This window comes from Pedobacter sp. KBW06 (assembly GCF_003852525.1).
Taxonomy (GTDB): domain Bacteria; phylum Bacteroidota; class Bacteroidia; order Sphingobacteriales; family Sphingobacteriaceae; genus Pedobacter.
The window spans coordinates 2,310,409-2,333,170 of the sequence record NZ_QAJL01000001.1 but is presented as its reverse complement, the minus strand read 5'-3'; the positions used below and the strand labels follow the sequence as shown (position 1 = coordinate 2,333,170).

General features: G+C 37.3%; 18 protein-coding genes. 7 read left to right on the top strand and 11 right to left on the bottom strand.

The genetic code is table 11. The features are described 5' to 3' along the window. Position 1: 1 nt before the first annotated feature. The 4 genes from DBR43_RS09590 (at position 2) to DBR43_RS09575 (ending at position 3,516) form a co-directional block, all read left to right on the top strand. Positions 2-1,054 carry a hypothetical protein gene (locus DBR43_RS09590; protein WP_124580116.1) on the top strand — a complete coding sequence of 351 codons (1,053 nt, stop codon included), beginning with the start codon at positions 2-4 and terminating at the stop codon, positions 1,052-1,054. A gap of 20 nt (positions 1,055-1,074) precedes the next feature. Then, a complete protein-coding gene (locus DBR43_RS09585; protein ID WP_124580115.1) occupies positions 1,075-2,073 on the top strand; it encodes a hypothetical protein in 999 nt (332 codons plus the stop codon). A 53-nt stretch (positions 2,074-2,126) separates the two neighbouring features. Beyond that, on the top strand, positions 2,127-2,309 hold the full coding sequence (locus DBR43_RS09580; RefSeq protein WP_124580113.1) for a histone H1: 183 nt from the start codon (positions 2,127-2,129) through the stop codon (positions 2,307-2,309). A gap of 79 nt (positions 2,310-2,388) precedes the next feature. Then, complete coding sequence (locus DBR43_RS09575) at positions 2,389-3,516, top strand: hypothetical protein (protein ID WP_124580111.1); 1,128 nt, start codon at positions 2,389-2,391, stop codon at positions 3,514-3,516. Positions 3,517-3,716: 200 nt separating this feature from the next. On the opposite strand, the gene DBR43_RS09570 is transcribed toward DBR43_RS09575, so the two are convergent. Continuing rightward, positions 3,717-3,905 carry a hypothetical protein gene (locus tag DBR43_RS09570; protein WP_124580109.1) on the bottom strand — a complete coding sequence of 63 codons (189 nt, stop codon included), beginning with the start codon at positions 3,903-3,905 and terminating at the stop codon, positions 3,717-3,719. Positions 3,906-4,100: 195 nt separating this feature from the next. Then, on the bottom strand, positions 4,101-4,451 hold the full coding sequence (locus DBR43_RS09565; protein WP_124580107.1) for a hypothetical protein: 351 nt from the start codon (positions 4,449-4,451) through the stop codon (positions 4,101-4,103). A gap of 281 nt (positions 4,452-4,732) precedes the next feature. Here DBR43_RS09565 and DBR43_RS09560 point away from each other — a divergent pair, with 281 nt between their 5' ends. The 3 genes from DBR43_RS09560 to DBR43_RS09550 all read left to right on the top strand — a co-directional run bounded on the left by DBR43_RS09560 (position 4,733) and on the right by DBR43_RS09550 (position 8,544). Then, positions 4,733-6,085 carry a hypothetical protein gene (locus DBR43_RS09560; RefSeq protein ID WP_124580105.1) on the top strand — a complete coding sequence of 451 codons (1,353 nt, stop codon included), beginning with the start codon at positions 4,733-4,735 and terminating at the stop codon, positions 6,083-6,085. A gap of 7 nt (positions 6,086-6,092) precedes the next feature. Continuing rightward, the gene (locus DBR43_RS09555) at positions 6,093-7,778 is read left to right on the top strand and encodes a hypothetical protein (protein ID WP_124580103.1); all 1,686 of its coding nucleotides are present in this window, start codon (positions 6,093-6,095) and stop codon (positions 7,776-7,778) included. A gap of 169 nt (positions 7,779-7,947) precedes the next feature. After that, positions 7,948-8,544, top strand: a complete 597-nt coding sequence (locus tag DBR43_RS09550) for a hypothetical protein (RefSeq protein ID WP_124580101.1) — start codon at positions 7,948-7,950, stop codon at positions 8,542-8,544. A 4-nt stretch (positions 8,545-8,548) separates the two neighbouring features. Here the strand turns inward: DBR43_RS09550 and DBR43_RS09545 are convergent, their stop codons facing one another. From DBR43_RS09545 to DBR43_RS09505, 9 genes are all read right to left on the bottom strand, one after another. After that, positions 8,549-9,031 (bottom strand): hypothetical protein, encoded by a 483-nt coding sequence (locus DBR43_RS09545; RefSeq protein ID WP_124580099.1) that lies wholly within the window; start codon positions 9,029-9,031, stop codon positions 8,549-8,551. A 403-nt stretch (positions 9,032-9,434) separates the two neighbouring features. Beyond that, complete coding sequence (locus DBR43_RS09540; RefSeq protein WP_124580097.1) at positions 9,435-10,934, bottom strand: polysaccharide biosynthesis C-terminal domain-containing protein; 1,500 nt, start codon at positions 10,932-10,934, stop codon at positions 9,435-9,437. Positions 10,935-10,985: 51 nt separating this feature from the next. Continuing rightward, positions 10,986-12,017: a glycosyltransferase gene (locus DBR43_RS09535; RefSeq protein ID WP_124580096.1), complete on the bottom strand. Its 1,032-nt coding sequence runs from the start codon at positions 12,015-12,017 to the stop codon at positions 10,986-10,988. Between the two features lie 1,293 nt (positions 12,018-13,310). Beyond that, positions 13,311-13,778 (bottom strand): hypothetical protein, encoded by a 468-nt coding sequence (locus tag DBR43_RS09530; RefSeq protein WP_124580094.1) that lies wholly within the window; start codon positions 13,776-13,778, stop codon positions 13,311-13,313. A 405-nt stretch (positions 13,779-14,183) separates the two neighbouring features. Continuing rightward, complete coding sequence (locus tag DBR43_RS09525; RefSeq protein ID WP_124580092.1) at positions 14,184-15,722, bottom strand: TlpA family protein disulfide reductase; 1,539 nt, start codon at positions 15,720-15,722, stop codon at positions 14,184-14,186. Positions 15,723-15,750: 28 nt separating this feature from the next. Continuing rightward, positions 15,751-17,103, bottom strand: coding sequence for a RagB/SusD family nutrient uptake outer membrane protein (locus DBR43_RS09520; protein ID WP_124580090.1), 1,353 nt, complete (start codon positions 17,101-17,103; stop codon positions 15,751-15,753). A gap of 1 nt (position 17,104) precedes the next feature. Continuing rightward, complete coding sequence (locus tag DBR43_RS09515; RefSeq protein ID WP_158622467.1) at positions 17,105-20,572, bottom strand: SusC/RagA family TonB-linked outer membrane protein; 3,468 nt, start codon at positions 20,570-20,572, stop codon at positions 17,105-17,107. A 226-nt stretch (positions 20,573-20,798) separates the two neighbouring features. Next, positions 20,799-21,989, bottom strand: a complete 1,191-nt coding sequence (locus DBR43_RS09510) for a FecR family protein (protein WP_124580087.1) — start codon at positions 21,987-21,989, stop codon at positions 20,799-20,801. Between the two features lie 97 nt (positions 21,990-22,086). Beyond that, positions 22,087-22,656 (bottom strand): RNA polymerase sigma-70 factor, encoded by a 570-nt coding sequence (locus tag DBR43_RS09505; RefSeq protein WP_124580084.1) that lies wholly within the window; start codon positions 22,654-22,656, stop codon positions 22,087-22,089. Positions 22,657-22,762 lie beyond the last annotated feature (106 nt).

Below are 22,762 nucleotides of genomic sequence, written 5' to 3'. Positions count from 1 at the left end.
AATGAACGGGGAAGTAAACAGGGCGGTATTGCTGTGGCAAAACTGGGAAGAAAAGCAAAAAATGTTACAGGAGGTTTTCAGTGGCGATGCGGTGCTTGCTGGCCTGGATAGACAGAAACATAATTTTCTACGAAATGGTTTACTAAGGATCTCTGGGGGGAACTCAGTGGATGAACAACTGGTCCTTGATTTAATAAAAAAAGCGGTAGCTGTGCTCGAAAAAAAGCTATATCCTAATCCGCTATTGCGTTTGTTCAGAAGGATAAAGTCAGTGGGTTTTGACCGTCCTGTTGAGTTAAGCAGGATGCGTAAAATGAAAGCGGATAACATTCAGGTATTGTACCAGGCATTTTCTTTACAAGGCCTGCAAGGAAAAATGCCGGACCTGGAGAAGCACCTGGATTATCAACGTAATGAAATCCAGATTGACCTCAATACCAGTTACCGGGAAAACTACAGCCTGGATGTTCGCCTTCATTTACAAAAGAATCTGGCTGGTCATTATCAATTTAATAGCTATAGTGCCACAGTAAAGAACCTGAACCCCCCTGGTAAGGAGCAATCCTGTGATTTTAAAACAGACTCTGGGATTAATATAAGACAGGCCCTGAATCTGATGCAGGGCCGGGCAGTATTGCTGAAAGGTTTGCACAATAATGGCGATTCTGCTGCTACCTGGATTCAGGTTAATAATGATGTTCCGGGGTTGCGAGGAAAATTAATGTTAATGGAGCTTGATCATCAATTTAATTTAAAAAAGGAGTTGGAAAGCCTCTCCCAAACGCTAAAACAGCCGGAGTTGCTCCTTGAGCGTGTCTTTAGGGCAATGGGGCAGGGAGAGCAAGTCACAGTGAGGATGCCCTCTGGGGAGCTTTCTTACCTGCAGGCAGACCCTAAGAATAAACAAATCACTATCCGTGATAAGGATCATCAGTTGATTGACCCCCAAATGCTCAGCCTGAAAAAAAAATCCACTCAAAGACTTGAAAAGGCTATTGTGCCAGTCAAAAAAATAAAACATCGAAAACAGGGACATTCTCTGCATATCAGCTAACTATAAAAGATGTAAAGCTTATGAACAGAAACAGTTTAGAAGATTTTAGGGCCGAAGTAAAAGCCCTTAAAGTGCCTGAACAGATGGCCAGGCAGGTGGAAGAATTAATGGATCAGGGGCTGGTAAAAATTGAAGTCACCGGACAACTACCTTCCCGTCAAGGCTATCTTGAAGCGACCCTACATGTCAAATGCTCAGCGAAATCAGATTACTATTACTTTAATAAGTATGATCTGGCTTTAAGTAAAGCTAGGCCACTTGAAGAAGGTAAAAGTTATATGATCGTTTCTCCCGCTCAGGAAAATGGAGTAAAAGCAATCAAACATTATCAAAGTCCTGTTCAGGCGATCAGAGACTTCAAAAACAGAGAGAATAATGCTGAACTGATGATCGGTAAAAGTATTAAAGATGCTGTTTTAATCGCAACTGTAAACGAGGGAAAGGTGAACTATACCAACAAGGAGTTTAAGTTTGAGCTTAACGAACCTCTAACCAATACAGTCTATGTGAACAAAGGTTTGGGCTTTAATTTAAAGCAAAGTGCCAATATGCTTCAGGATGGAGCTGCCTATAGAGATGACCTGGTTAGTCGTTTAGGAAAACAATACGAGGCCTGGAATACTTATAAGCTAAATGAACCCAGGGACAACTATGGGAATCTGAAAATTAATCAGTATAGTGAAGGGTATGGGTTTAACCTGGAAAAAGAATTACAGACTTACAATATCAAAGAACTGAATACTCCTGAAAAGTTTGAAGCCTTGATAGCTGATCTTAAGGATGGAGAACGGCCCTTAATTACAGCAGTCGATAAATCAGGACTGGAACAAAAGCTGCATATTGAAGCTATGCCTCGTTTTTATAACATCAACTTTTATCAACCTGATGGCACCTCTGTAAAAAGGGAAGACTATCAAAAGCAAAATAAGATAGTTCCTGGTAAGGAGCAAAACACTTTCAGGCAGTTGAATGCAAAAAAAGATAAAGATATAACTCAAACTGAAGGAATGTCTATCTAATCCGTTTTTAATTCACCTAATTATTTATACATTCACATTCTAAACCCTATTTTATGTCAACATTTCAAAAACTAAAAGACCTTGTTGCAGCTACTGAAGCTGATGCAACTGCTTTCCACGAAAAAGGAAACAAAGCTGCCGGAACTCGTCTTCGTAAAGCTTATCAGGAAATTAAAGTGCTGGCTCAGGCAGGGCGCGCAGAAGTTACTGAACTGAAAAACAAAGAGACCAAATAAGTCTATAACTGCTTTAACAAAGGCTGCCGGAACACTCCGGCAGCCTTTGTTTTTTTATTCCCCGGATTTATCATACAATATGACAGAACGCATTACTAAAATACAGGGCAGAATTAAAAATATCTCGGATATCTGGATGCGTTATTTTCTGGAATATAAAGCCTGTAACAGTGAAATAAATTTCACTGAGGAAATCCAAAATAATTACCTTGCTGATGTCTTTATTTATTTGCGCGATACGCTTGAATTCATGAACGAAGCTGGTAACACCAATGACGCGATGAAAAATGTTTTTAATGCCATTGGTGTGCTTCAAACCTTGTATACCCATCAGGATTTGATAGATGAATTATTGATTGTTTTTAAAATGCAGAAAAGCTCGGGGGACTACAAAAAAATTAACAGGGACATTAGAAATGAACTTATTGGCCACCCTATCAGAAGACGTAACAACCAATTTATTTCTTCCGTGTTTTTTGGTCGGGGATTTTCTAATTCAGAGATTAAGTATGTGCTTTATAAGAATGAAAGCCGCTTTCAGGGAAAAACCATGACATTTGCTTGGGCTGATATTCTTGCCAGGCATTTTGATTTTTTAGATCACTATCTGGACCTGATCTGGAAGCGTATCTTTAAAATACTTAAGGATTTTCAAAAAAAGCTTATTGGCTTCTCATCATTAATAGATACCATACCTTTTGAAAAGGTAATTGATCTTGCTGAGCATCGCTTTGAAATTATCTTCAGGCATAATGAGGCTTATACCAAAGAATTTCTTTTGGAATGCGAGCAAAAGCGCTTAGAGCATGAGAGATACGGGTTTTTAAAGAAGCTTTTTAAACAGGAGCTAAAAGATTGTGTTAACGAAACGATTGAATGTCTCAATGAAATCATAAATCCGGGTGCAAAAACGGCGACTGAGCCAGAGCTGGAACTACCTTTTTTTGAGTTTTGTGAAGTGACTGATCCATCTGAAATTATTGATGAGGAATTTAGCCGATTTAACACGGTTTTTGATTTGGGGTATGAATTTTCGAAGCTATATGAGGACCATGATGTCGGTGGAATTAAATATTTTATGGAAAACTATGGAGAGGATCCGGTAATTATGGCCGAGTTGAAGATCATGAAAAAACACAAAGATACTCCTCTGTTTGCGTGTGCTTTTGAATACCTGAAGTTCTATATGACTGGTTCTTCGGAGTAAAAGATGAAGGACGTTCTTATTTGCAATAATACATATCCGGTATCCAAACATCATTGGATTCTTTTTTCGTGCCGGTATTCTCTTACTCAATTGCTCCATAGGAGTTAATTTGCTGCTCAAGATTATTTTTTTGATCTTGATAGCTCAGGCGGTAACGGGACCTTAATCTTAATCATTTTTTATTAAAACCTTAAAGTGTTTTATAAACTGTAGATTTCTAATATCATGTAACTCTTGTTAATGTTGAGCTTCTTTGCAAGCCAGTCCTCTGCTTCTTGCTTAGTATTAAATCGTGGACCAAATGGTACCTGTGATTGTATTGGGAAATTTCCTGCTTCATGACGCAACTCCTTGGGATCCAATTGGATGATTTTAAATGTCTTTTTCATAGCCATATTTTTTAGAACCCTTTCTTTAGCTACCTGGAGGCTTAGTTTTGCTTGCAGTGACTAGCGGCACACTTATGGTGGTGTGTAAATGAGGGCATTAATTGATATAATTTAAATATAAAAAAACAATTCACCAGGTAACCAAATTTAGTTCTGCCTTGTTTGTGAATTGTTTTTTTAATAGGATAACTGTCGTTATTCTTTAAACCGTGCTGTAACATTAATCAAACCTTCAATGGATACATATAACGTGTCTTCATATTCCGTACTTTCGATCTGTGAAGCATAGAAAATTATTCTTGACCTTTCCTGATCGGTCAGTTTCCATTTTAATACTTTCTGAATTCCTTTTGATAGGTAGTTTTTAATCTTTTGCATCTGTTTGGCATAACTGGTTCGGATTAATGAAGTTCCGTTAGAAATCCTTTCCAATTGCTGATAATGTGAGCCATCAATTCCTTTTGAAAAATCTCTTCCTGTACGGAAAGCTCTTCTCATAAAATTTTCATATAAAAATGAACGGTCGTAAGAATTTTGTGTTTGCATATCATTTAAATTAGTATCCCTGAAAGTACTTAATGCCAATCTGAGAAAAAACGACAACGAATGTTTCCACTTTTTATGCACTGCCGATGGGTCAGTAGGCGGTGGGAACAGCTGAAAAATGGTCATCAGTAGGTCTCCATTGTTATTTATATAACCTCTTGATAGATAATGATAATTGTATGATTTATGTCGTTTTTTTTAATGATGGATCTCTTTATGGAAATTATTTTGCTTAATTTGAGTTGTACTGCTGCAATGAACTGAATTTAAATCCATAACTTATGAAATGGCCTAAACTTACCGGAGATATTGGTATCGCTTCTCCAAATCAAACCTACCTCCTTTTTGCTGAGCAGAAGCTTCAGGTACCGATGTGCAACACCGGAATTAGTATTGAGATTTTAATGTGGGCTCGTGATTTGTTTCCTGAAAATGGATTAATTGGCAATCCTTCTAACCTGAGCTTTTACATCAGTAAAAAATTTATGGAGTTCCACTCCCAGAAACAGAGTACAGAGTTCGGCGTGTTTATGGAAAACCTGGAGACTTTATTTGCTGTATTCGTTGGATATTTTAGCTCACAGGATAGCATTCGTAGCGCCGTATTTTCTATTTATTATTTGGATGAACATGAAAATACACTGCTCTTTCAGTTATCGGATAACAGCTTGGAAAACTGGATGGATAGTGTTCGTGAGGCATTCGTAGCGATTCATGAATGGACATCAGGTACCAATCAAGTGTTGGTGAATTCGCTCAAGGCTTGTTATGTATCCAAACAGAAGATTTATTATCTGAGTTATGAAGATGATAAATGGAATGTCGTAGATCCTTTAGCCGAAGTTACCGGTGAACTTAATCAACGCTATAAAGAAAACAATGATCCCAGAGCAAGAAAACCCGATATTTTGCTTTACCAGGACGATTTTTCTAAAAAGCATATTTTTAGCGATGATTGGGTGCTAAAGTTTGATGATCGATCTGTTCTTATGATAAGGCCTAACGATGTCAGTATATATGCTAAAATCTGTGATAGAAATTTAAAAGAAGCGCAGGTTTTCTTCGATGAATATATCTTGGATCGTAATGAATATAATCACCATACTTTCCCCACTATGGACAAGCAGAAGAAGTATTTGGATTATTTTGAGTTAATAACCACCGCTCTTATTTTTTCTTTTACTGCCCTTGAGGCTTTTATCAATATGATGGTTGCTAAGGGGCATCCTTATTTGGCAAAAAATGGGAAAAGAATAACCAAAAAAGCAACAGAGGAATATAACTTATCAGATAAATTGAAAATTCTTTTAAAAGATATCCTTTCTACGCCAGATCCACAGCAGGCTGTTTGGTGGGAGGATTTTCGTAAATTATTGAAGCTCCGCAATCAGACGATTCATACCAAAGAATCTGTTTCTGAAAAACGCTATTCAAAATTGCTGGAAAAAGATACCTATAGATTAATCGGAGTCTATAAGGATATCATTAGTTATTATGGTTATTATGTCAAATTGAATGCTCCGGATTTATTAGATGTATTTCCTTATGATTTTGGTTACGATCAGGTGAATCCTAGACTGATCGATGAGCAGGAATATGAAAGGATTTATAAGTTTCTCCATAACCCTTCATAATTGGATCATGGAAATACTCGATGAAAAATTGCAGGCCTTAAGCCTTCAGCTAAAAAAGGAGGTAAGTGCTTTTGATGTAGAAAGCTTTGTGGGCTTCTTTTGCTATTTTATTCGATATAAATCCGGGGGAGAGGTAATCAGTCAGTTTCAATCCCGGTTGAAAGATTTTCTTTACCTCATGGCTTTGAATGTTACCGCCCAGAACAGGGGTACAGAAGATTTCTGGATGAAAGAACAGGAGCTTAAAAGCTGGGCGAAAGACCTTCGCTCGATTAAAGACTGCTATCGCGATATTGGTTTAGGGGAACTGGGGGATAATGAGGATGTTCTGAAAAAGGTAATTCATAATGTTTCTTTTCATACTTACTTTGAAAATGGAGTACTAAATTATGTAGAGCAGGATCTGGACCGTCTGAAGCGGATATTTACACCTTATGATGAGGTGATTGAAAAGGACTTTGGTTTTAATACACAATTTTTGATCAGGCTGTACCGCTTCTCTGAGTTTGTTGGTGCTGAAAAATATAAAAGACAAAGGGAATTTCAACAGGATCCGGCATTCGGACAATTTCTTTCCGGTGAGAAACACCATGATCTTGCTGGCCGGTTAGCAGCTTTACCCCCCGATGTTAAACGTGGATTGGATAACTTCATGATCAGTAGCCATGATTCCTTTAAATTTACAAGAGAGGAATACTGTTCTGCATTTGCTGAAGAAAAGATTGACCGTTTCCTGGAAATCTTTGTACTGGACCCCAAACCAAATGATCGCTTTCTTTTTTTTGCTCAGGGAAACCCTTTGGACGAAAAACCGATCATTAAGCTCCCGTCCGGTGAATACTTGTTCGCCTATCAAAAGCAACTGCCTCTGGCAATGAGTAATTTTCTATATAAACATTTGCAGCTGGACCCTAAGAGGGGGGATAAAATTCGTAAACACAGAGACAGAACTTTGGAGATAAAAACTGAAGATATTTTTAAAACATTCTTTAAAAATGACTCCCAGGCCTTTTACCACACCGGATATCATGTAGAAACTAATACTGAGCAGGATATTTTGATCCTATCGCGGAACCTGGCTTTGATCATCGAAATTAAAGCCTCAAAATTTAAAGAACCATTTCGTGACTCGATCAAGGGATATTCAAGAATAAAGGATGATTTTGATTCCTCAATTCAATATGGTTACCAGCAGTGCCTGCGTGTAGAGAATAAATTCTATGAAAACGAACCTTTTTACCTTTACAAAAAAGAACAGCCATATCAGTTGGTTGATCCGGCAAAGTATACTAAGGTATTCTCTATTGTAGTTACATTGGAACGCTTTGGACCCATTCAGACGGATTTAAAGCTGATGCTGCAAAAACAGGAAGATTTTCATTTTCCATGGTCCGTGTATATTGACGACCTGGAGACTTTTCTTCTTGCCCTTAGAAAATGTTATAGTCACCCCGTTACCCAATTGATAGACTTTCTACTCATCCGTGAACAATTACATGGCAGACTTTATGCAAGCGATGAACTGGATATTTGTGGTGCTTTTCTATCCAATAAAACCAAATTTATGGAATTTGGGAAAATGGAGGATAGCATGGCTACCTTTCATTCCGGTAACCAACAGATATTCGATGAGCTCTACTTTGCAGGTTTGGGATTTGAAGATGAATTATTTATTGAAAAGAAAAAGAATTAAATTCAGAAGGAAATCCGGCTAATGATGTAGATCTCGCAATTCTTGTTATATCAGCATTCTTTTCTTTTTGCACGCATGGGGGTTAATTCCACGGAATTTATTAAATTAGTTAAGCAATGGCCAGAAGGACTTTGCTTAATAAAGATGATTTAACCACTGATTTTTGGTTATGGAATATAACGATCTCCTCCCAATCAATACGACTGAGAAAGTCGATCTATTGATCATACGTCTCAAAAATTCCAGTAGATACTATAATCTGGATAAACTTGAAATTGACATTATATTTCAAATTAGAAAACTGAAAGTTCAACTTTACTTTAAGGAGTGTTTTACCGCCTTCAAACAAGGTATTTCTGTAGATCAGCTTCCTGCAGCTTACACACGTAAAAATAATAATGTTCAGCTATCCACCATGCCGGATAAAGGGCTAAAAGAAGCTGCTGATATTGCAAGGGAGCTGGTTGGATTGAGTATTAGTGAAATAGAAAAGTTTACTGATCTGAATTGTTCAGCATTAAAGCGAATACTGCTCAAGCATGAAATAACGGCAACAGATGATTGTATTTTTAACCTGGAAATGTATATCCTTACAAAAGATTACCTCTGCAACCTTTTAGCCATGAAAAGCAGATCGGTAAAACTATCCAGAATAGAACAGCAGAGCCTTTCATCTGGATTTGAAAAAAGGAACTATAAGTTTGCCCCTAGTTATGGAAAAGAAGGTAATTATTATAAGCTAATCCTGATTCAACCCAAATCTTGAACGACTAGCCCTCTGTTACCGGTTTCTTTATACCAAGGGAAATCTCCTCGAGATACCGTATCAATTCTACATTATATTTATCCCTCATCCAGGACATATAATAATCTCTTACTACTGCCCTCTCAAGTAGTCCTACAATAAGGCTCAAGCCACCTAATAGTAATACATAGTGCAGAAAATCAGTCCAGAGATCTACAATTTTCATGTCTTGTTTTGCATTGTAGGATTTTAAAGACATGCCCAGAATAACGAAGAATATTGCATAGGAAAATTTGAATATTTTGTAACGGTATAAGGGGATAGAAGCCTGATATTTTAAACCACCTATAACAAAAGCGATATCTTCTCTGTTTAAACAGTCATGACGAATAAACACTGATTTGATGCTATCTAAGCGGAGCTCATAAGAGCTTACAGGCCTGCTGATACTGTGAGTATGTTGAAATTTCCGCTCCAGAACTTTCCACTTGGTATCCGAGATCTTCATCACTATAAACGTCCCGACAAAAAAAAGGAAGAAGAATCCCAGTACCGAGAGGTAGAATGACCAACTCTTAATATCTTGAATGCTGCAAAAAATAACATAAACTAGGGAGGCAATAACCAGCAATAGTAACGTTATCGTAAGTGCCTTTTGCCACCAGCTAAATAATCGGTAAATCATCTTATCCCAGCCCAACTTTTTTGATTGTTTAATTAAGTCCTGTATCAACATGTCGTAAAACTAAATAAAATAATAGTGATTTTCTTAATGGATTAATGAGATTAATTTTTTATGTATTCCTGTCTGGATTTTAATAAGAAAGGCTATTCTTTTTTCATAAAAAAGTATTTCATTTATATGGGAAATATGATGTCAAAATCTTAACCCAGTATCAGGAACGGGACCACTAGATTGGTTTTGTTCTTAGTACTGATCTGACGGCTTTACTGATATCCTGGGAAATATCAAAAAATAAGACTCCTATTCCGTATATGGTTAAGATGGCTAAGGATTTAATACAAATGCCAAGAATGATACCCCAGAATGAATCATTAAGATTAGGAATTAACAAGACGATCCCGTAAGCAGCAAGCCCCAGTAAGAGGACTTTAAGAGTGGAATAGCTAAAAGGTTGGATCCCAAGTTTCTGCTTTATAAAATAAAATTTGCTCAAATTGTAAAGCACCCCTGAAATGAGTAGGGAAAAGGCAGCACCATTGTAGCTGTAAAGTGGAATAAAGATTAAATTGGCAGCCATTAAGAGCATAAAACGAGTAATATAAATAACCAGATCATATCGATATAAACTGGAATTCCTTAGAATCTCGGAGTTCAGACCCGTTGCCATATCAAATACACTATTTATTCCCACCATCAACACTACAAATTTACCCAGACTATAAATGTCAGAGTTCGGTATGATCATAAATATGGCATCTATATTTACCCAGACGGCTAAAAATAAAAGACTGCCGATTATAAATAGATTCAGTGCAGATTTTTGATAGATCTGATGAACATGAGCGAGATTATTCGCTTTCCATGAGGCTGCCAGTAGAGGATCGCTGATCGATGCAACGGCGTTTCTTGGTATTGTAATTATTATACCAATATTAGCAGCAATGAAAAATATAGCGGTACTGTTCAATCCCCCTTGGTATGCAGGCAACATCGTTTGCTCTATATTGATCAGAAGGGTAGCGGTTACGCCACCTAAAATTGTCCAAAGCCCATACCTGTACATTTCTTTAAATATAGGTTTGCTAAGAAATGAGAAATCCAGATCAAGATATAGTCTCCCTAATACCTTTATGTATATCAACAAAAAACAAACATTTAGAAAATACGCGAAAGCAATGCCGTATAATAGCTGATCGAAGGTAATGTAATGAAAACCGAATAGCAATGCCAGTATGGAATTGGATGCCTTTAGAAAAACTTCACGTAACATGGTGGGAATAACAATGCGTAAATGTACCCTGCTATAGGCTTCCAGATTGGTCATATAGATCAAAGCAAAAGTGATTAGGGGAAAATACCAATAATACTTTACCAGTAGGGGGGAGTGTTTAAAATAGAGTTTTTGAAATAGGTCCTGCCCAAGCGAGTATATTAAAATGAATAAACTAAAGCCAACCAATGGGGCAATTAGCATATAACCCAAAAAGCCATTGTGTTTATTTTCAGTACTTGAAAACCGGTTAAAAAAGCGAATTCCAACATATGAGGTGCCCAGATTAGCAAAACTGGCATATATAAGAGGAAAACTTGAAATGGTCGTATAAAACCCCAGCTGTTCGGTGCTGAGGAATCTGTTAAATAGGAACAGGAAGTTTAGCGTACCGATTAACACCCCGATATAGGTGACAATTGAGCTTTTAATGGCTTGACGAATAATGATTCCCATTTTCTATGATAAATAACGGTGACCGTAACATGTAGTATACTGCGTATTCAATTAGCTGTCGATATTGTTATTGCAATCCCAGCTCGAAGACGCTCCTTTTCCTAACCTTCCATTGAGGCCATCATCTACCGCCGACCGTAATTTTTTATATTGCTTGGTTCTTGAACTCAATATGCTTATTACTTTCAGGTAAGCTAGGAATAGGATTTTATTTATTTGGAACATCACCTTATTTTGAATGGCAACACAAGAATGAAAATATACCAGGTTCCTTACCGTAAAGTAAGTTCTAAAGCTCCATTGATCAAGTAAATACGAATGAAACACCTTCTTCTTATAAAGGAAACCCTGTGATTTATCTACATCTATAATTTTGCATGAGGGAACAAGCCATATAGTCCCATTGTTCTGGGTAATTCGATAGGTGTACTCAGAGTCATCAGCATATAGAAAGTAATCAGTATTAGGCAAGCCTATCACTTCGATCATTAACTTGTGAAGCAGTAATCCTCCATAAGGTACATAAGGTATTTGAACGTACCTTTTATACTCCCTGGTATCCTTTCTCATGTCTTGTAATTTATAATACTTGTTCGGTAGGCTATTAGATATACTGAAGCCCATAAAATTGTCCTTTATTAAATAATATCTCGAATAGTCTTCGCCTTTGGCTATTTTAACGTGTGGGGTTCTATCATCTCTAAGACAAAATAATGCCTTCTTTCCACCATTACCAGGTATCTCGTCCCAGATATCTAACAGAGTTGACATTGTATTTTCTTCCGGTACATTGTCATCATCAAGAAGCCAATAGAAATCAGCTTCATTTTTTTTATGGATATAGGTAATGCCCTGTTTATAACCACCGGCGGAGCCTAGATTTTCACTGTTATTTAGAACTGTGAGCCTCCCATCACCCATGCGCGCAGTACATTCACTTACATTATAACACGAGGCATTATTTACAACAACTATATCTGTTACCTGTTCAAAAATTAAAACCTGTTTAAGTACCTGTTCTATCAAATGCCATCGGTTACCGTAGGTAACTATTAATATGCAAACCTTATATTCACCTAACATCCTCGAGATTAGAAATTCTTTTTCCCCATGGAATTTTTAGTTGAATTATGGACAAAATCAGACCTTTGCTGTAAATGTGCTTGATTTTCAACGTTGATTTTCTGACTAAGGGAGTAAAAAAATAGACTTTAACATCCTTATTTATTTAAGAATAGTACAAAAATAATCTCCCTGATTGCCGCTTAAGTCCCTAAACTGACTCAACTCTCCAAATTTATACGCCAATAGTAGTTTTGATGTTCGCGAAATGAATTTGGCAAATTCTAATAGGCTGGTGACCAATAAAAATGGCTCATTTTTCAAAATGGCAATACCACGAATTCAAAACGTGAGAACTTACAAAGACAACGAATGTAAATTTAAATCGATTATGTTTGGTACCGCTAAGCAAGGTCTGCAAGTTGTTTTTGACGCCTGTCGTGATTAGTTAAAGTACGGAGAAGTGATGTTGAATTAATCGTTCCAGTATATAATTTAGGCTCCGGATGCTTTTGTTGATTGTAAAGTGTCAGGAGCCCTAATGGATACTCGGAGCAATTCTGTAACGATTTGCTCCATACCGTCAATTCCCAAGTAAAGGCTATAGACCATAACTCTACCGACAAAAAATATAAAAAACTAAGGGAATTTCCCGCAATCCATTACTGCTAGCTTTAATATTGTGTCCTTCCATTCCGGATTATCTTTATCTACAGCTTCAATGTTAAAGGGGACCCAAGCCTGTCTTCTTTTTCTGGTTTTGGATTTTTGACAAGCTAAAGTTAAATTGAATTCTTTAGTATACCACCATAAAATGTGGAGACAATGTGTTCAATAATATATTCACATGCATTTGAACCTAGGCAATATTGGCAAACTTTTTCATCTCTGGCGTAAATTTCTTGTCGCATAGCTTTGTTCAGATGGATAGTGTGTATAGGTTCCGAAGTTCTAAAGTGGAGTATATCTGCGTGAATTGCACTCTTGCTACAGTAAGATTTTATAAAAAGCAGAGCTTTTGTTTCCCAGTGAACCTTCTTATTATCAGGTATTTATTTGCGGCTTGTCTTCTTTGGTCAATATTATCATGTGCTATGAACTAAATTTAGTTATTCATCAACTTAGCTGATTGCCCGTAATATAATTGAATGGTCGGCTTGGTTTATTCTTCCTCGGTTTCAGGGCAGGTGACAAATCTTAAAAATTTATAACAGTAAGGAAGAGAAAATACAACTTTGTTCTTGGAGCGCTCAGCTTTTCTTGGATATTTAATCAGATTTACGTTCTAGGTGAAATTTGAATCAAAATCCACTTCTATTGCAACTCGTATCTCCTGAATTTTAAGCCGAAGATGTCCCCGCCAGCGCCGATCTGTAAATATTCGTCTACAAAACTCCATACCCGGTCCATCAGGTCTTTGTCTCCTGATATGATTCCCTCACCAAAGTTTTCCTCCATGGAGCCCTGAAGGTTGATGTACCGTCGAACAAGTTTTCCTCCTGAGTATTTCTCAAAGAAATAAACATCAGAAACCTCGGCAATCACAAATTGTATCACCTCGTTATTGAAATCTTCTACTTCGTAGAGTTGCCCAGGCTCGGTGATGACAAAGGTCCCTTTTTCACCATGAAAAATGTCTATTGTATTCTCATCCCGGGATGAATTTGTTGCATCTTCAAAGGTTACTTCTTTTAGAAAGGTAATTTCGTTTCTTAGAATTACCTCAATTTCCATTTCATTAATTCTCTTGTTGAAAATTATTCCTCCAATATTAACTCCCATAATCTTGTTTTTTAGTTTTTGATAGGTGATGATAACCAGGATTATTCGAGGGATCTCTAATCACAACAAACCAAAACTGGTAGGTTAGAAAATGTTTGTTGAAATGTCCTTGACTCATAACCTGATCAATTAAATAGATGAACTATTTTGATGGAACAAAGCTAAATCAAAGTATTGATCGGGATAGACTGAAATTGACCCAACTTTCCAAATTAACACTTCAACTGTAAATTGCTTTTCCTCAGTTGATTTGCTGAAATGATGAGGATGAAGATTTACGACCCTGAATTTTTGATGATTTGTTTGACTTTCTATTCTTGTAAAAAAAACTGTACTGTGAAATGATCAGACACAGTACAGTTTTCTCAGCTGATAGTAATCAGGTTATTTAGGTATAAATGCTACTTATTTTTTTGATAAGGCAATTTCAATTTGATCAGTCAATTCTTCTTTAGTTGCAGTCCCTAACGTATTATTAAGTATTTTTCCGTCTTTGTCTATCAGTGTCAAATGGGGGAGCCCGCCACGGATACCAAAATCGTATAGCGTTGGGTGAAATAGACCTTTCTCACCAACCAGTAAATTAACAGCCAGTGCTGAGGTATAATTACCACTTTGAAGTCCCTTATTCCAGGTCTTATGATCTCTATCTGCTGAAATGCTTACAAATACCAGATCTTTGTTATTCTTGTACTTCTCTTCTAAATGAGAAATCTTGTGTTTATATAACAATGCACACCCCGTACAACCAGTAAACCAGAAATCAATTAGCACAACCTTCCCTCTGAAATCACTTAACTTAACTGGTTGGTTCTTCTCATTCATGAATTCAAATTCCGGAGCGCTGCTGTTTGGTTTCACCGCTTTATAACAATCTTGCAGGATTTGTCGATATATTGGATCCTTTACTATCGTTAGTGCATCTGGGAGATCTGTTTGCGTAGTTTTGCTGTTAGAAGAACTGTTTAAAAAATGGGTGGTAATGAGTCTCTGTTGTAATTCGTTGCCATATGAATTCTTAATTTGTTTGTACATACTTATCCCTGAATTCTTTAGTACTGAGTCTCTTTTATAATGCTCTTTCATTAGTAAGTATTCTGGGTAATATGCTGATATTGCTAATTCCTCGTCCGCAACAGCAGCAATTAACTCGTCCGCATTCATTTTTTTTATTTTTTTTTCAGGACTTAATTTTCTCATACTTGTACTGGCGCGCCCGATGTAAAGTAAGTTTTCCATTACGTTAAATTTATACTTCCCAAAAAGATCTGCTTTTAGCAAATGATAGGCTTTAGCACTCATCCTTTCTTTGTAGATTTCTAGAAGGGTAAGACTATTTCTAAGTCTGTAATCTGTGTCGTAGTCCGAATCCATCATTGAGCAGCTAACATCTATAGCATAACGTGCCTTAAATTTCTCAGATCCTATTCCTGAAAATTTATAGTTAAAGTCTCTGTATTTATTGAGCCAGACAAAATATTCGTCATTAAAGCACCCTTCATATTGACTTTTCAGACTAGTTGGTGCTTCTTTCCGCATTTTTAAGGTGATGTTATCCCCCGGTTCAATTAAAAATAAATTTAATAATGGAAGATGATCTGGAAATTCAAATTTGTCCTTTAACAATGAAATATAGCCGGGTTTGTCTGAAACGGGAATGTCAAATTTGAAAAAGCCGTCTTTGTCCGCCCTAACCACTTTTTTAAAATGCGGAGTAAATGCGAGATGACTAGGGCTTACAACATTTTGATGAAATTTTAAAATTAAGGAGTCATTAGCTGTTGCCCCCTCAATAAATACCTGAATTTTAGCACCTGTTTTTATTTTTCCAGATGGAACCTCATGATGAGGTATGAGGCTGGTTTTCTTTTTGTTAGATATTGTTTGACCGATTGTATTCAAGTGAAACAACAGGCCTATCATTAATATAAAAATGTATTTCATGCTTTTTGACTTTGCTATATAATTAATGTTAACGTATATTTTGAGGAATGCCACTTAAACGAATTTCCTCTTCTGGAATAGGGAATGCATATTTTGGATCATTGGGTTTTAATTCATAGACCTCATTATCGAGTACTCTTCTTAAGGTCTTTTGGGTTGAAGGATCTCTGTTTAATCTACGAAGGTCTATCCACCGAATGCCTCGAAAGACCAATTCCTTTCTCCTTTCAAGGAGAATTATGGACAGGGCTTGTTCGGCGTCAACAGCAGTCTTTCGAAAAACAGAGCCGGCTTTATAACGTTTTTCCAGCAGTTTGTTCAGTACATTTAAAGCTTCCTGAGTTTCTCCTCGCCTGGCAAGACATTCACTTTTAATTAATAACAATTCATCAGTAGCTATTCCACTGAAGCCGCTTTGTGATGCTGCATAACTTCCTATAAATTCAAACTTTTCTGTGGTTTTATTGAACCGGAAAAAAAGTGTTTTCCTTAAATCTGTATCGTCATAAGTATTGTACAATTCTTCATTTATAGAAGGTGTTGACAGATTAGCTTCGGATCGCGTATAATGAACAACCTCATTGATCAGAAATTTAAATGGACTTATGTCCGGGCTGGGTTCCAGCTTGTTGTAATCTGTTAACTCTGCATAAATTGATAAACTGTTGGCTGCATTGTTTTCTGCTTTGTCATACTCTCCAAGTGATAAATAAACTCTGGATAAAAGACCGTATGCCGCTGCCTGTGTTGGTCTGAACCGGGTACTGATGTCGAATTTTGTCGGCAAAAGGACTGCAGCCTTCTCAAGGTCTTTAATAATCTGCGTATATGTTTCTTCCACTGTGGCCCGTGTATACCGCTCTGTTAAGTTACTACTTAATTTAAGCGGAACTCCAAGCGATGTTGATGCATTCTCTCTTTGGTATATTTGACCGAAGGTTTCCTGTAGACTATAAAATGCATTTGCCCTTAAAAAAAGAGCCTGACCTTCCAGATCATTATACGTAGACCTGTCACTTGAATTTACCTCAATTTTTTCTAAACCCTCTAGTACAGCATTTGCGTATAGTATGCTTCTGTACATGTTACTCCAGGCCGTATTCTGATTCGCAGAGAAAACATACGATTTCCAGAGGTAAAGATTTCTTACCAAAATAGTTTGGGCCCGATACGTCGAGCTCGTTAAACTTAAATCGTCAGAAGCGATATCACCTAACCCAGGGGTAACAGCTAAATCACGAGTGTTGTTAAGCAGCAACTGGAAATCTGCCAGATTTACTGGAATACTTAACTTTTTATTAGGGATCTCCTCTAAATATTTTTTACAGGATATCATGCATAAGCCTACTAGGGCCAGCGCTAGAGTTATTCTTTTGGTCATATTAAAGGTTTAATTTCAGTCCGAATGATATTGTCTTTCTTGCAGCGACCGTGCCTGGGACACCAGGACTAGGGATGTTATCCGGATCGATGTTTTTTTTGTTTGCACTCCATAATAATCCTAGATTGGTTAAGTATAGATACATTTGTATACCTCGAAAAGGTAGACGTGGTAAGTCAGCCATGGAAAATGTATATCCTAATCTCATATCCTGTAATCGAATATGATCACCTTTTTCTACCAGAGTTTCTGAACCGTCATAAAATAGTTGTCTTTCATAGTCATCTAAAAAAAACATAGAAGGGACGTTTGTCCACTTTTCATCTCCGGGTTTTTGCCAGCGTAAACTCAGATCACTATGTTTTTGTTCCACAAGCCCAGGGTACATCGTATAGGAGATGGAGTTTCGCCTGAAATAATAACCAAATTTTCCACTAAGATTCACCGATAAGTCAAATTGCTTCCAATTAAATGTATTCATTAGATTAGTAGTTGTAGTTGGAATATCCGAACCATGATACACGACAGAGTTGGGGTCGGTACCATAAACGATACTGTAATAGTCCGAACTAATTTGCCCGTTTAGATAACCTCTTGGATCTCCGGTTTGTGGATCTAATCCGGCCCACTTGTAGCTGTATAGCTTATTCAAGGGCTTTCCGACTTCTAACTCACCCGAGATGTAGCCTTCATTATATCTTATAGGGAAGCTATACTCGGTGACCTGATTGGTATTTCGGCTTAAATTTAATGTCGTTTTCCAGCTAAAGCGACCTTTTAAATTTTCAGAACGTAGTTGTAGATCCCATCCCTGTCCCTTCATCTTTCCGATATTGGATAACAAGGAAATATCATGCATAGATAGGCCGAAAGCAGGTGCCAGTTCTCGTGCTGAGATCAGATCTGTAATGTTTTTAGAATAATAATCCAGACTGCCTGACAGCACTCCGTCTTTGGTTGAGAAATCAGCACCGATATTGAAGATACCTACTCTTTCCCAGTGTAAATCTGGATTTGGTGGTGTCTTAATTACTGCCTTGGGGATATTGAATAAGGGATCTGTAGCTGTATTCATCACAAGGTGTGCAGTGATATCGGTACGGACATTACCCATGTATCCAAAACTGCTTCGTAGCTTTAGATTTGGCAGCCAGCTTAAGGAATAAAATGCTTCTTTACCTATATTCCAGTTTAGCCCAACAGACCACAGAGGAATCCATTTCTGATTTGTTTTAACACCTAATATATTGGCAGCATCGGTTCTGGCACTGGCAGATAGGGTATACCTATTATAAAAGGTGTAGTTAGCAGTACTAAATACAGAGATATTACGATCAGACAAACTAGTCGACGTGGCCTGATAAGGTATTTGAGTGAAATTTCTATTTGTCAGGTTCGGATAATAATTTACCAAGTCTACTGCAGTACTTATTCTGTGTGCGGCATCATAGCCATATAAAACGTCCGAACGGCTCTCTCGATCTGTCTGTCTGAGTTCTGCTCCCGCAAGAAAACTTAATTGATGATTTTGACCCCAGTTATTATTATAGTTGAGCTGAGTTCTGTAGTTTTTGTTCTGATATTCACTGTTGTTACTGGCTAAAATTCCCCCATAAGGTACAATCCTTTTAATGCTTCCGGTCAAGGGGTCAACCTGGCTAAAGTTATTGATTAGATCACGGGAAAAAAAGCTGTTTACATCTCTATCTTTTTGAGATAGTTCATTACCAGTTGCCAGCAACGCAGTGAAATTAACATTTAGAGACTTGGAAAAATTAAATTTTGCATCAAGCTTGAATTGGTAATCAGTTGAGGTACTTTTATTATTCTGTAGCTTGAACTCGTCTAGTGGCCGGTAAGTCCAGTCTAATAATTTTCCCTCCCACTTGTCAAGAAAAGATTTTCGATAAGGATAAAAAGTGGCGTTGGTTCCATCTTCTTCCTTTAAATGGGCATAGGGGTAATTAATAGATGGATAAGAAGGACCGCTTTGAATCTGATTTCGCGTATATCTTAACCCGGTATTTAGCTCCAGAAATTGATGGAAAAATTTGTAACTATGATCTGCATTTAAAGTTAAACGATCACTTTGGTTGCCTTTAATGCTATTAATCGCTTTGTCATACCCTGCTGAAAGATAATATTTTTGCTGATCTCCCCCGCCACTGACTTTAATGTGATATTGCTGATTAATGCTCTTCTGAAATAAATACCTGCTTAAATCTTCTCTGATGTCGGATGAACTCAGTGCTGCTAATTTTTTTTCAAGTTCCTGATCGGTCAGCTTACCTTGTTTATGGTCGGCAAGGGCTTGTACTGCAGGTGTTAAAGGAACAGGACGGAGGCTATTAATGGCGTCATCAAAAAGCCCTTTATCGAATTGATCACGCTCTAGCTGAATGTATTCTGTACTCGAAACATTTGGAGCATAAAAAAGATTTGGTTTTTGTCCAATCATAATATTGGCTCCTGCTGAAACATTTGTGGTCTGATTGTAAACCCCTTTTTTGCTGGTAATTACTAAGACTCCATTTCCAGCCCTGGCCCCCCAGATGGCGGCAGCTGCTGCATCTTTTAGAATGGTTACACTTTCGATGTCATTCGGATTAAGATTATAAATGTCACCTTCATAAGGGAAATTATCTAAAATGATCAAAGGTACTAAAGTGCTGGTGAATGAACTTTGTCCCCTGATTCGGATCGATTGTCTTCCTCTGGTATCGTTGTTTGGAGCCAGCCTGTCCGCATTTGGATCATTAAAAACCAACCCATTTGAGATGTTACCAATTCGGCTTAATATGTCTGCCCCGGATGCTCTTTCCAAAGTCTTGTTGTCCAGGTGGTCAAAAGCTCCTGTGGCCTTATCCTTTGTAATTCTTTGATAGCCGGTATTTATCATCACCTTCAATTCATCCAACGTTTCTGTTGCCGTTTCCATCTTTATGATAGATCCGTTATGCAAACCTCTGACTGGAATAGTCATTGTTTTATACCCCAGATAGGAGAGAAGGAGTGTATCCTTAATGGCGACTTTTTGAAGGGTAAACATCCCCCGGTTGTCAGTATAGGTCATTTTACTTGTTCCCTTAACCCGGACGGTCGCACCTGCTAATGGAAGACCTGCTTCATCGTGGACAACGCAACGTAGATACTGATCTGTTAAAATTTCAGCTCTTTTCTCCGGTCGATTCAACAACGGTTTGTCCATAATCACTATAGTCCCGCTTTCTATGGTAAAAACAAGAGGTTGATTTTTAAAGCAGATTTTTAATGCCTCTTCCAGGTCAATGTTTTTTAATCGAACACTTATCGGCTTTGCTTTCCGTATAATATCTTCTGTATATACAAAATTGTAGCCGGTTTGTCTTTTTAGTGAAACCAGGACTTGGGTCAATGTTGCATTTTCGAAGTTTAAACTTACTTTTTGAGCTAGCCCGGAAGCCGAAACCTGCATCAGTGCGATAATCATTATGATCATGGTTAACCTCATAATTCGTTTGAGTTGTAGTGACCTGCGGTAATAATAATAGCAAGCCATTACGAAGTGAATTTTCATATCTTTGTTTGTGGTTTAGATTTTCATTAATTGATCTTGTTCGTATATTTTTGGACCTTCTAGCCATTTGCCTGTCCTGAGTGTGAATCAGGGCAGGCTCCTTAGAAAGCTGCAATTGAAGTCAACTGCTGATTGTAGATTACATCACAAATAACCTCCTTCCTTCAATTTTGAAATGAACGCCACCGGTTAACTCCAATATTTTTAATACAGAACTTATGTGTTCAAATCTGGAAACAGCACCTGTAAATAGTTTGCTTTTAAAACCAGGCTGATAGATTACTTCAACATCATACCATCGTGCTACCCGCATCATAATGGTTTCAATAGGCTCCTTGCTAAATAAAAAGATTCCATTCTTCCAGGCCAGTTCTTCTTCCGGGTTTACTTCAACTACCTTTATGGGACGTCCAAAACTGACCAGGGATTGTTCGCCGGGAACTAGTACCTTACCCGTATCTTTTTTCAGTAACCTGCTGTGATAATTTACAACGTTCGAATTAATTATGTCAACCTTAACCGAGCCTTCTAAAAGGGTAGTTTTGATGGGACCAGTATCTTGATAAGCATTGATGTTAAAATGAGTTCCTAAAACAGTAATTTGCTGTAATCCTGTTGTTACAATAAAAGGTTTGTTTTTATTCTTGGCTACTTCAAAATAAGCCTCACCTGAAAGCTCGACCTTACGCGCTTTATGCTCAGTGGACCAGATGTCATAGGTTAAACTTGAAGAGGCATTTAACCACACCAGGGAACCGTCAGGTAAACGTATATGATAATTTTCTCCTCGTGCAGTCGATAATGTGTGCCTGTTTTTTAATGCTTTTCTTGATTTTTTGAGTTTATAAATTAATTGGCCGGCGGCTGTTTCTGATATATCGATGCCTGCCTCCTCGGTAATTAGATCATGTTCTATGCCTGATAAGGTGATTTTTTTTCCATTTGATAAAGTCAAGGTAGCAGAATTTCTTCCAGGAGCAACATCATAATTGTTAACAGAATAGCTGGATTTTTGCTTAGTCGTTCTGGGATGAAAATCTAAACAGGTGCTTACTATTAATAAAATAGCAGCAGCTGTTGTAACCTTGTGCCATAAATTGAAGTGCTTTACTTTGGTTTTTTTTCGCTGAATTTTTTGCATTATCTTATTGAACAGAAGAGTTTCCAGTTCTGATCTACTTGTGGCAATATCAGCGGATATTTCCATCGGGGTGTCATCAACCTGCCCAAACCATTTGTCAAATTCCTCACGCTCTACTTTCTTTATATCTCCAACTAGCCATTTATAAGCTAAATTCTCTAGCCTTCTTCTTTGATTTTTATTCTGCATTTCCGATCGGATTATATATACTAGTCCTTTCGGCGATGAAGAATTGTCATCTTAATTGAAAATAAAATTTAAGTTGCTGATATTCAGTAGATAAATATTAAAGTAGTACAGAGTTGAGGAAGGATTTTAGACCTGAACGAAGTACCTTTTTTATTCTTGTAAGGTGGGAGTTTACCGAATCTTCAGAAACGCCAAGCGCCGATGCAATTTCTTTGGAAGTCATACCATCAGTTTTATTCATGCGAAAAATCAATGCTTGATTTTCTGGTAAGTGACCTACCAATTCTTCCAAAGTAGTTCGAAGTTCTTCAAAATCGAGATACTGTTGCGTAGAATCATCCATAATATCAGAAGATACTAAGGTTGTATCCTTGTAACTTTGCTGGGTTCTTTGTTTTTCAAAAAGTTTAATGATTCTATACTTTACGGAAACCATTAAGTAATTCTGAAGACTTGAATTGATGATCAGGCTTTCCTTTCTGTTCCATAAAGACACAAAAATATCCTGAACAATATTTTCAGCATCTTCATAGTTTTCAGTCTTCTGATTAGCAAAATGAAGCAACTTTTCCCAGTAACGGAGATATATAGTTCTAAAAGCAAGATCATCTTCCTGCTTTAATAAGTCAGTAAGTTGTGTATCTGTGAACGTACTATAGTCATTCATTTCTTGTTCCGGGAGTTTTTGAGAATGCAATGTATAGAAATTCACTAATATCTAGAAAATCTTATGAGTCTTGTTTTTGCGAAGGGTAAGTAAACGCTGGTCATAT

Excerpts from the sequence above, each read along its gene's own strand:
- DBR43_RS09590 (WP_124580116.1), top strand. The coding sequence starts at position 2 with ATGAACGGGGAAGTAAACAGGGCGGTATTGCTGTGGCAAAACTGGGAA.
- DBR43_RS09585 (WP_124580115.1), top strand. The coding sequence starts at position 1,075 with ATGAACAGAAACAGTTTAGAAGATTTTAGGGCCGAAGTAAAAGCCCTT.
- DBR43_RS09580 (WP_124580113.1), top strand. The coding sequence starts at position 2,127 with ATGTCAACATTTCAAAAACTAAAAGACCTTGTTGCAGCTACTGAAGCT.
- DBR43_RS09575 (WP_124580111.1), top strand. The coding sequence starts at position 2,389 with ATGACAGAACGCATTACTAAAATACAGGGCAGAATTAAAAATATCTCG.
- DBR43_RS09570 (WP_124580109.1), bottom strand. The coding sequence starts at position 3,905 with ATGAAAAAGACATTTAAAATCATCCAATTGGATCCCAAGGAGTTGCGT.
- DBR43_RS09565 (WP_124580107.1), bottom strand. The coding sequence starts at position 4,451 with ATGCAAACACAAAATTCTTACGACCGTTCATTTTTATATGAAAATTTT.
- DBR43_RS09560 (WP_124580105.1), top strand. The coding sequence starts at position 4,733 with ATGAAATGGCCTAAACTTACCGGAGATATTGGTATCGCTTCTCCAAAT.
- DBR43_RS09555 (WP_124580103.1), top strand. The coding sequence starts at position 6,093 with ATGGAAATACTCGATGAAAAATTGCAGGCCTTAAGCCTTCAGCTAAAA.
- DBR43_RS09550 (WP_124580101.1), top strand. The coding sequence starts at position 7,948 with ATGGAATATAACGATCTCCTCCCAATCAATACGACTGAGAAAGTCGAT.
- DBR43_RS09545 (WP_124580099.1), bottom strand. The coding sequence starts at position 9,031 with ATGAAGATCTCGGATACCAAGTGGAAAGTTCTGGAGCGGAAATTTCAA.
- DBR43_RS09540 (WP_124580097.1), bottom strand. The coding sequence starts at position 10,934 with ATGGGAATCATTATTCGTCAAGCCATTAAAAGCTCAATTGTCACCTAT.
- DBR43_RS09535 (WP_124580096.1), bottom strand. The coding sequence starts at position 12,017 with ATGTTAGGTGAATATAAGGTTTGCATATTAATAGTTACCTACGGTAAC.
- DBR43_RS09530 (WP_124580094.1), bottom strand. The coding sequence starts at position 13,778 with ATGGGAGTTAATATTGGAGGAATAATTTTCAACAAGAGAATTAATGAA.
- DBR43_RS09525 (WP_124580092.1), bottom strand. The coding sequence starts at position 15,722 with ATGAAATACATTTTTATATTAATGATAGGCCTGTTGTTTCACTTGAAT.
- DBR43_RS09520 (WP_124580090.1), bottom strand. The coding sequence starts at position 17,103 with ATGACCAAAAGAATAACTCTAGCGCTGGCCCTAGTAGGCTTATGCATG.
- DBR43_RS09515 (WP_158622467.1), bottom strand. The coding sequence starts at position 20,572 with ATGATTATCGCACTGATGCAGGTTTCGGCTTCCGGGCTAGCTCAAAAA.
- DBR43_RS09510 (WP_124580087.1), bottom strand. The coding sequence starts at position 21,989 with ATGCAGAATAAAAATCAAAGAAGAAGGCTAGAGAATTTAGCTTATAAA.
- DBR43_RS09505 (WP_124580084.1), bottom strand. The coding sequence starts at position 22,656 with ATGAATGACTATAGTACGTTCACAGATACACAACTTACTGACTTATTA.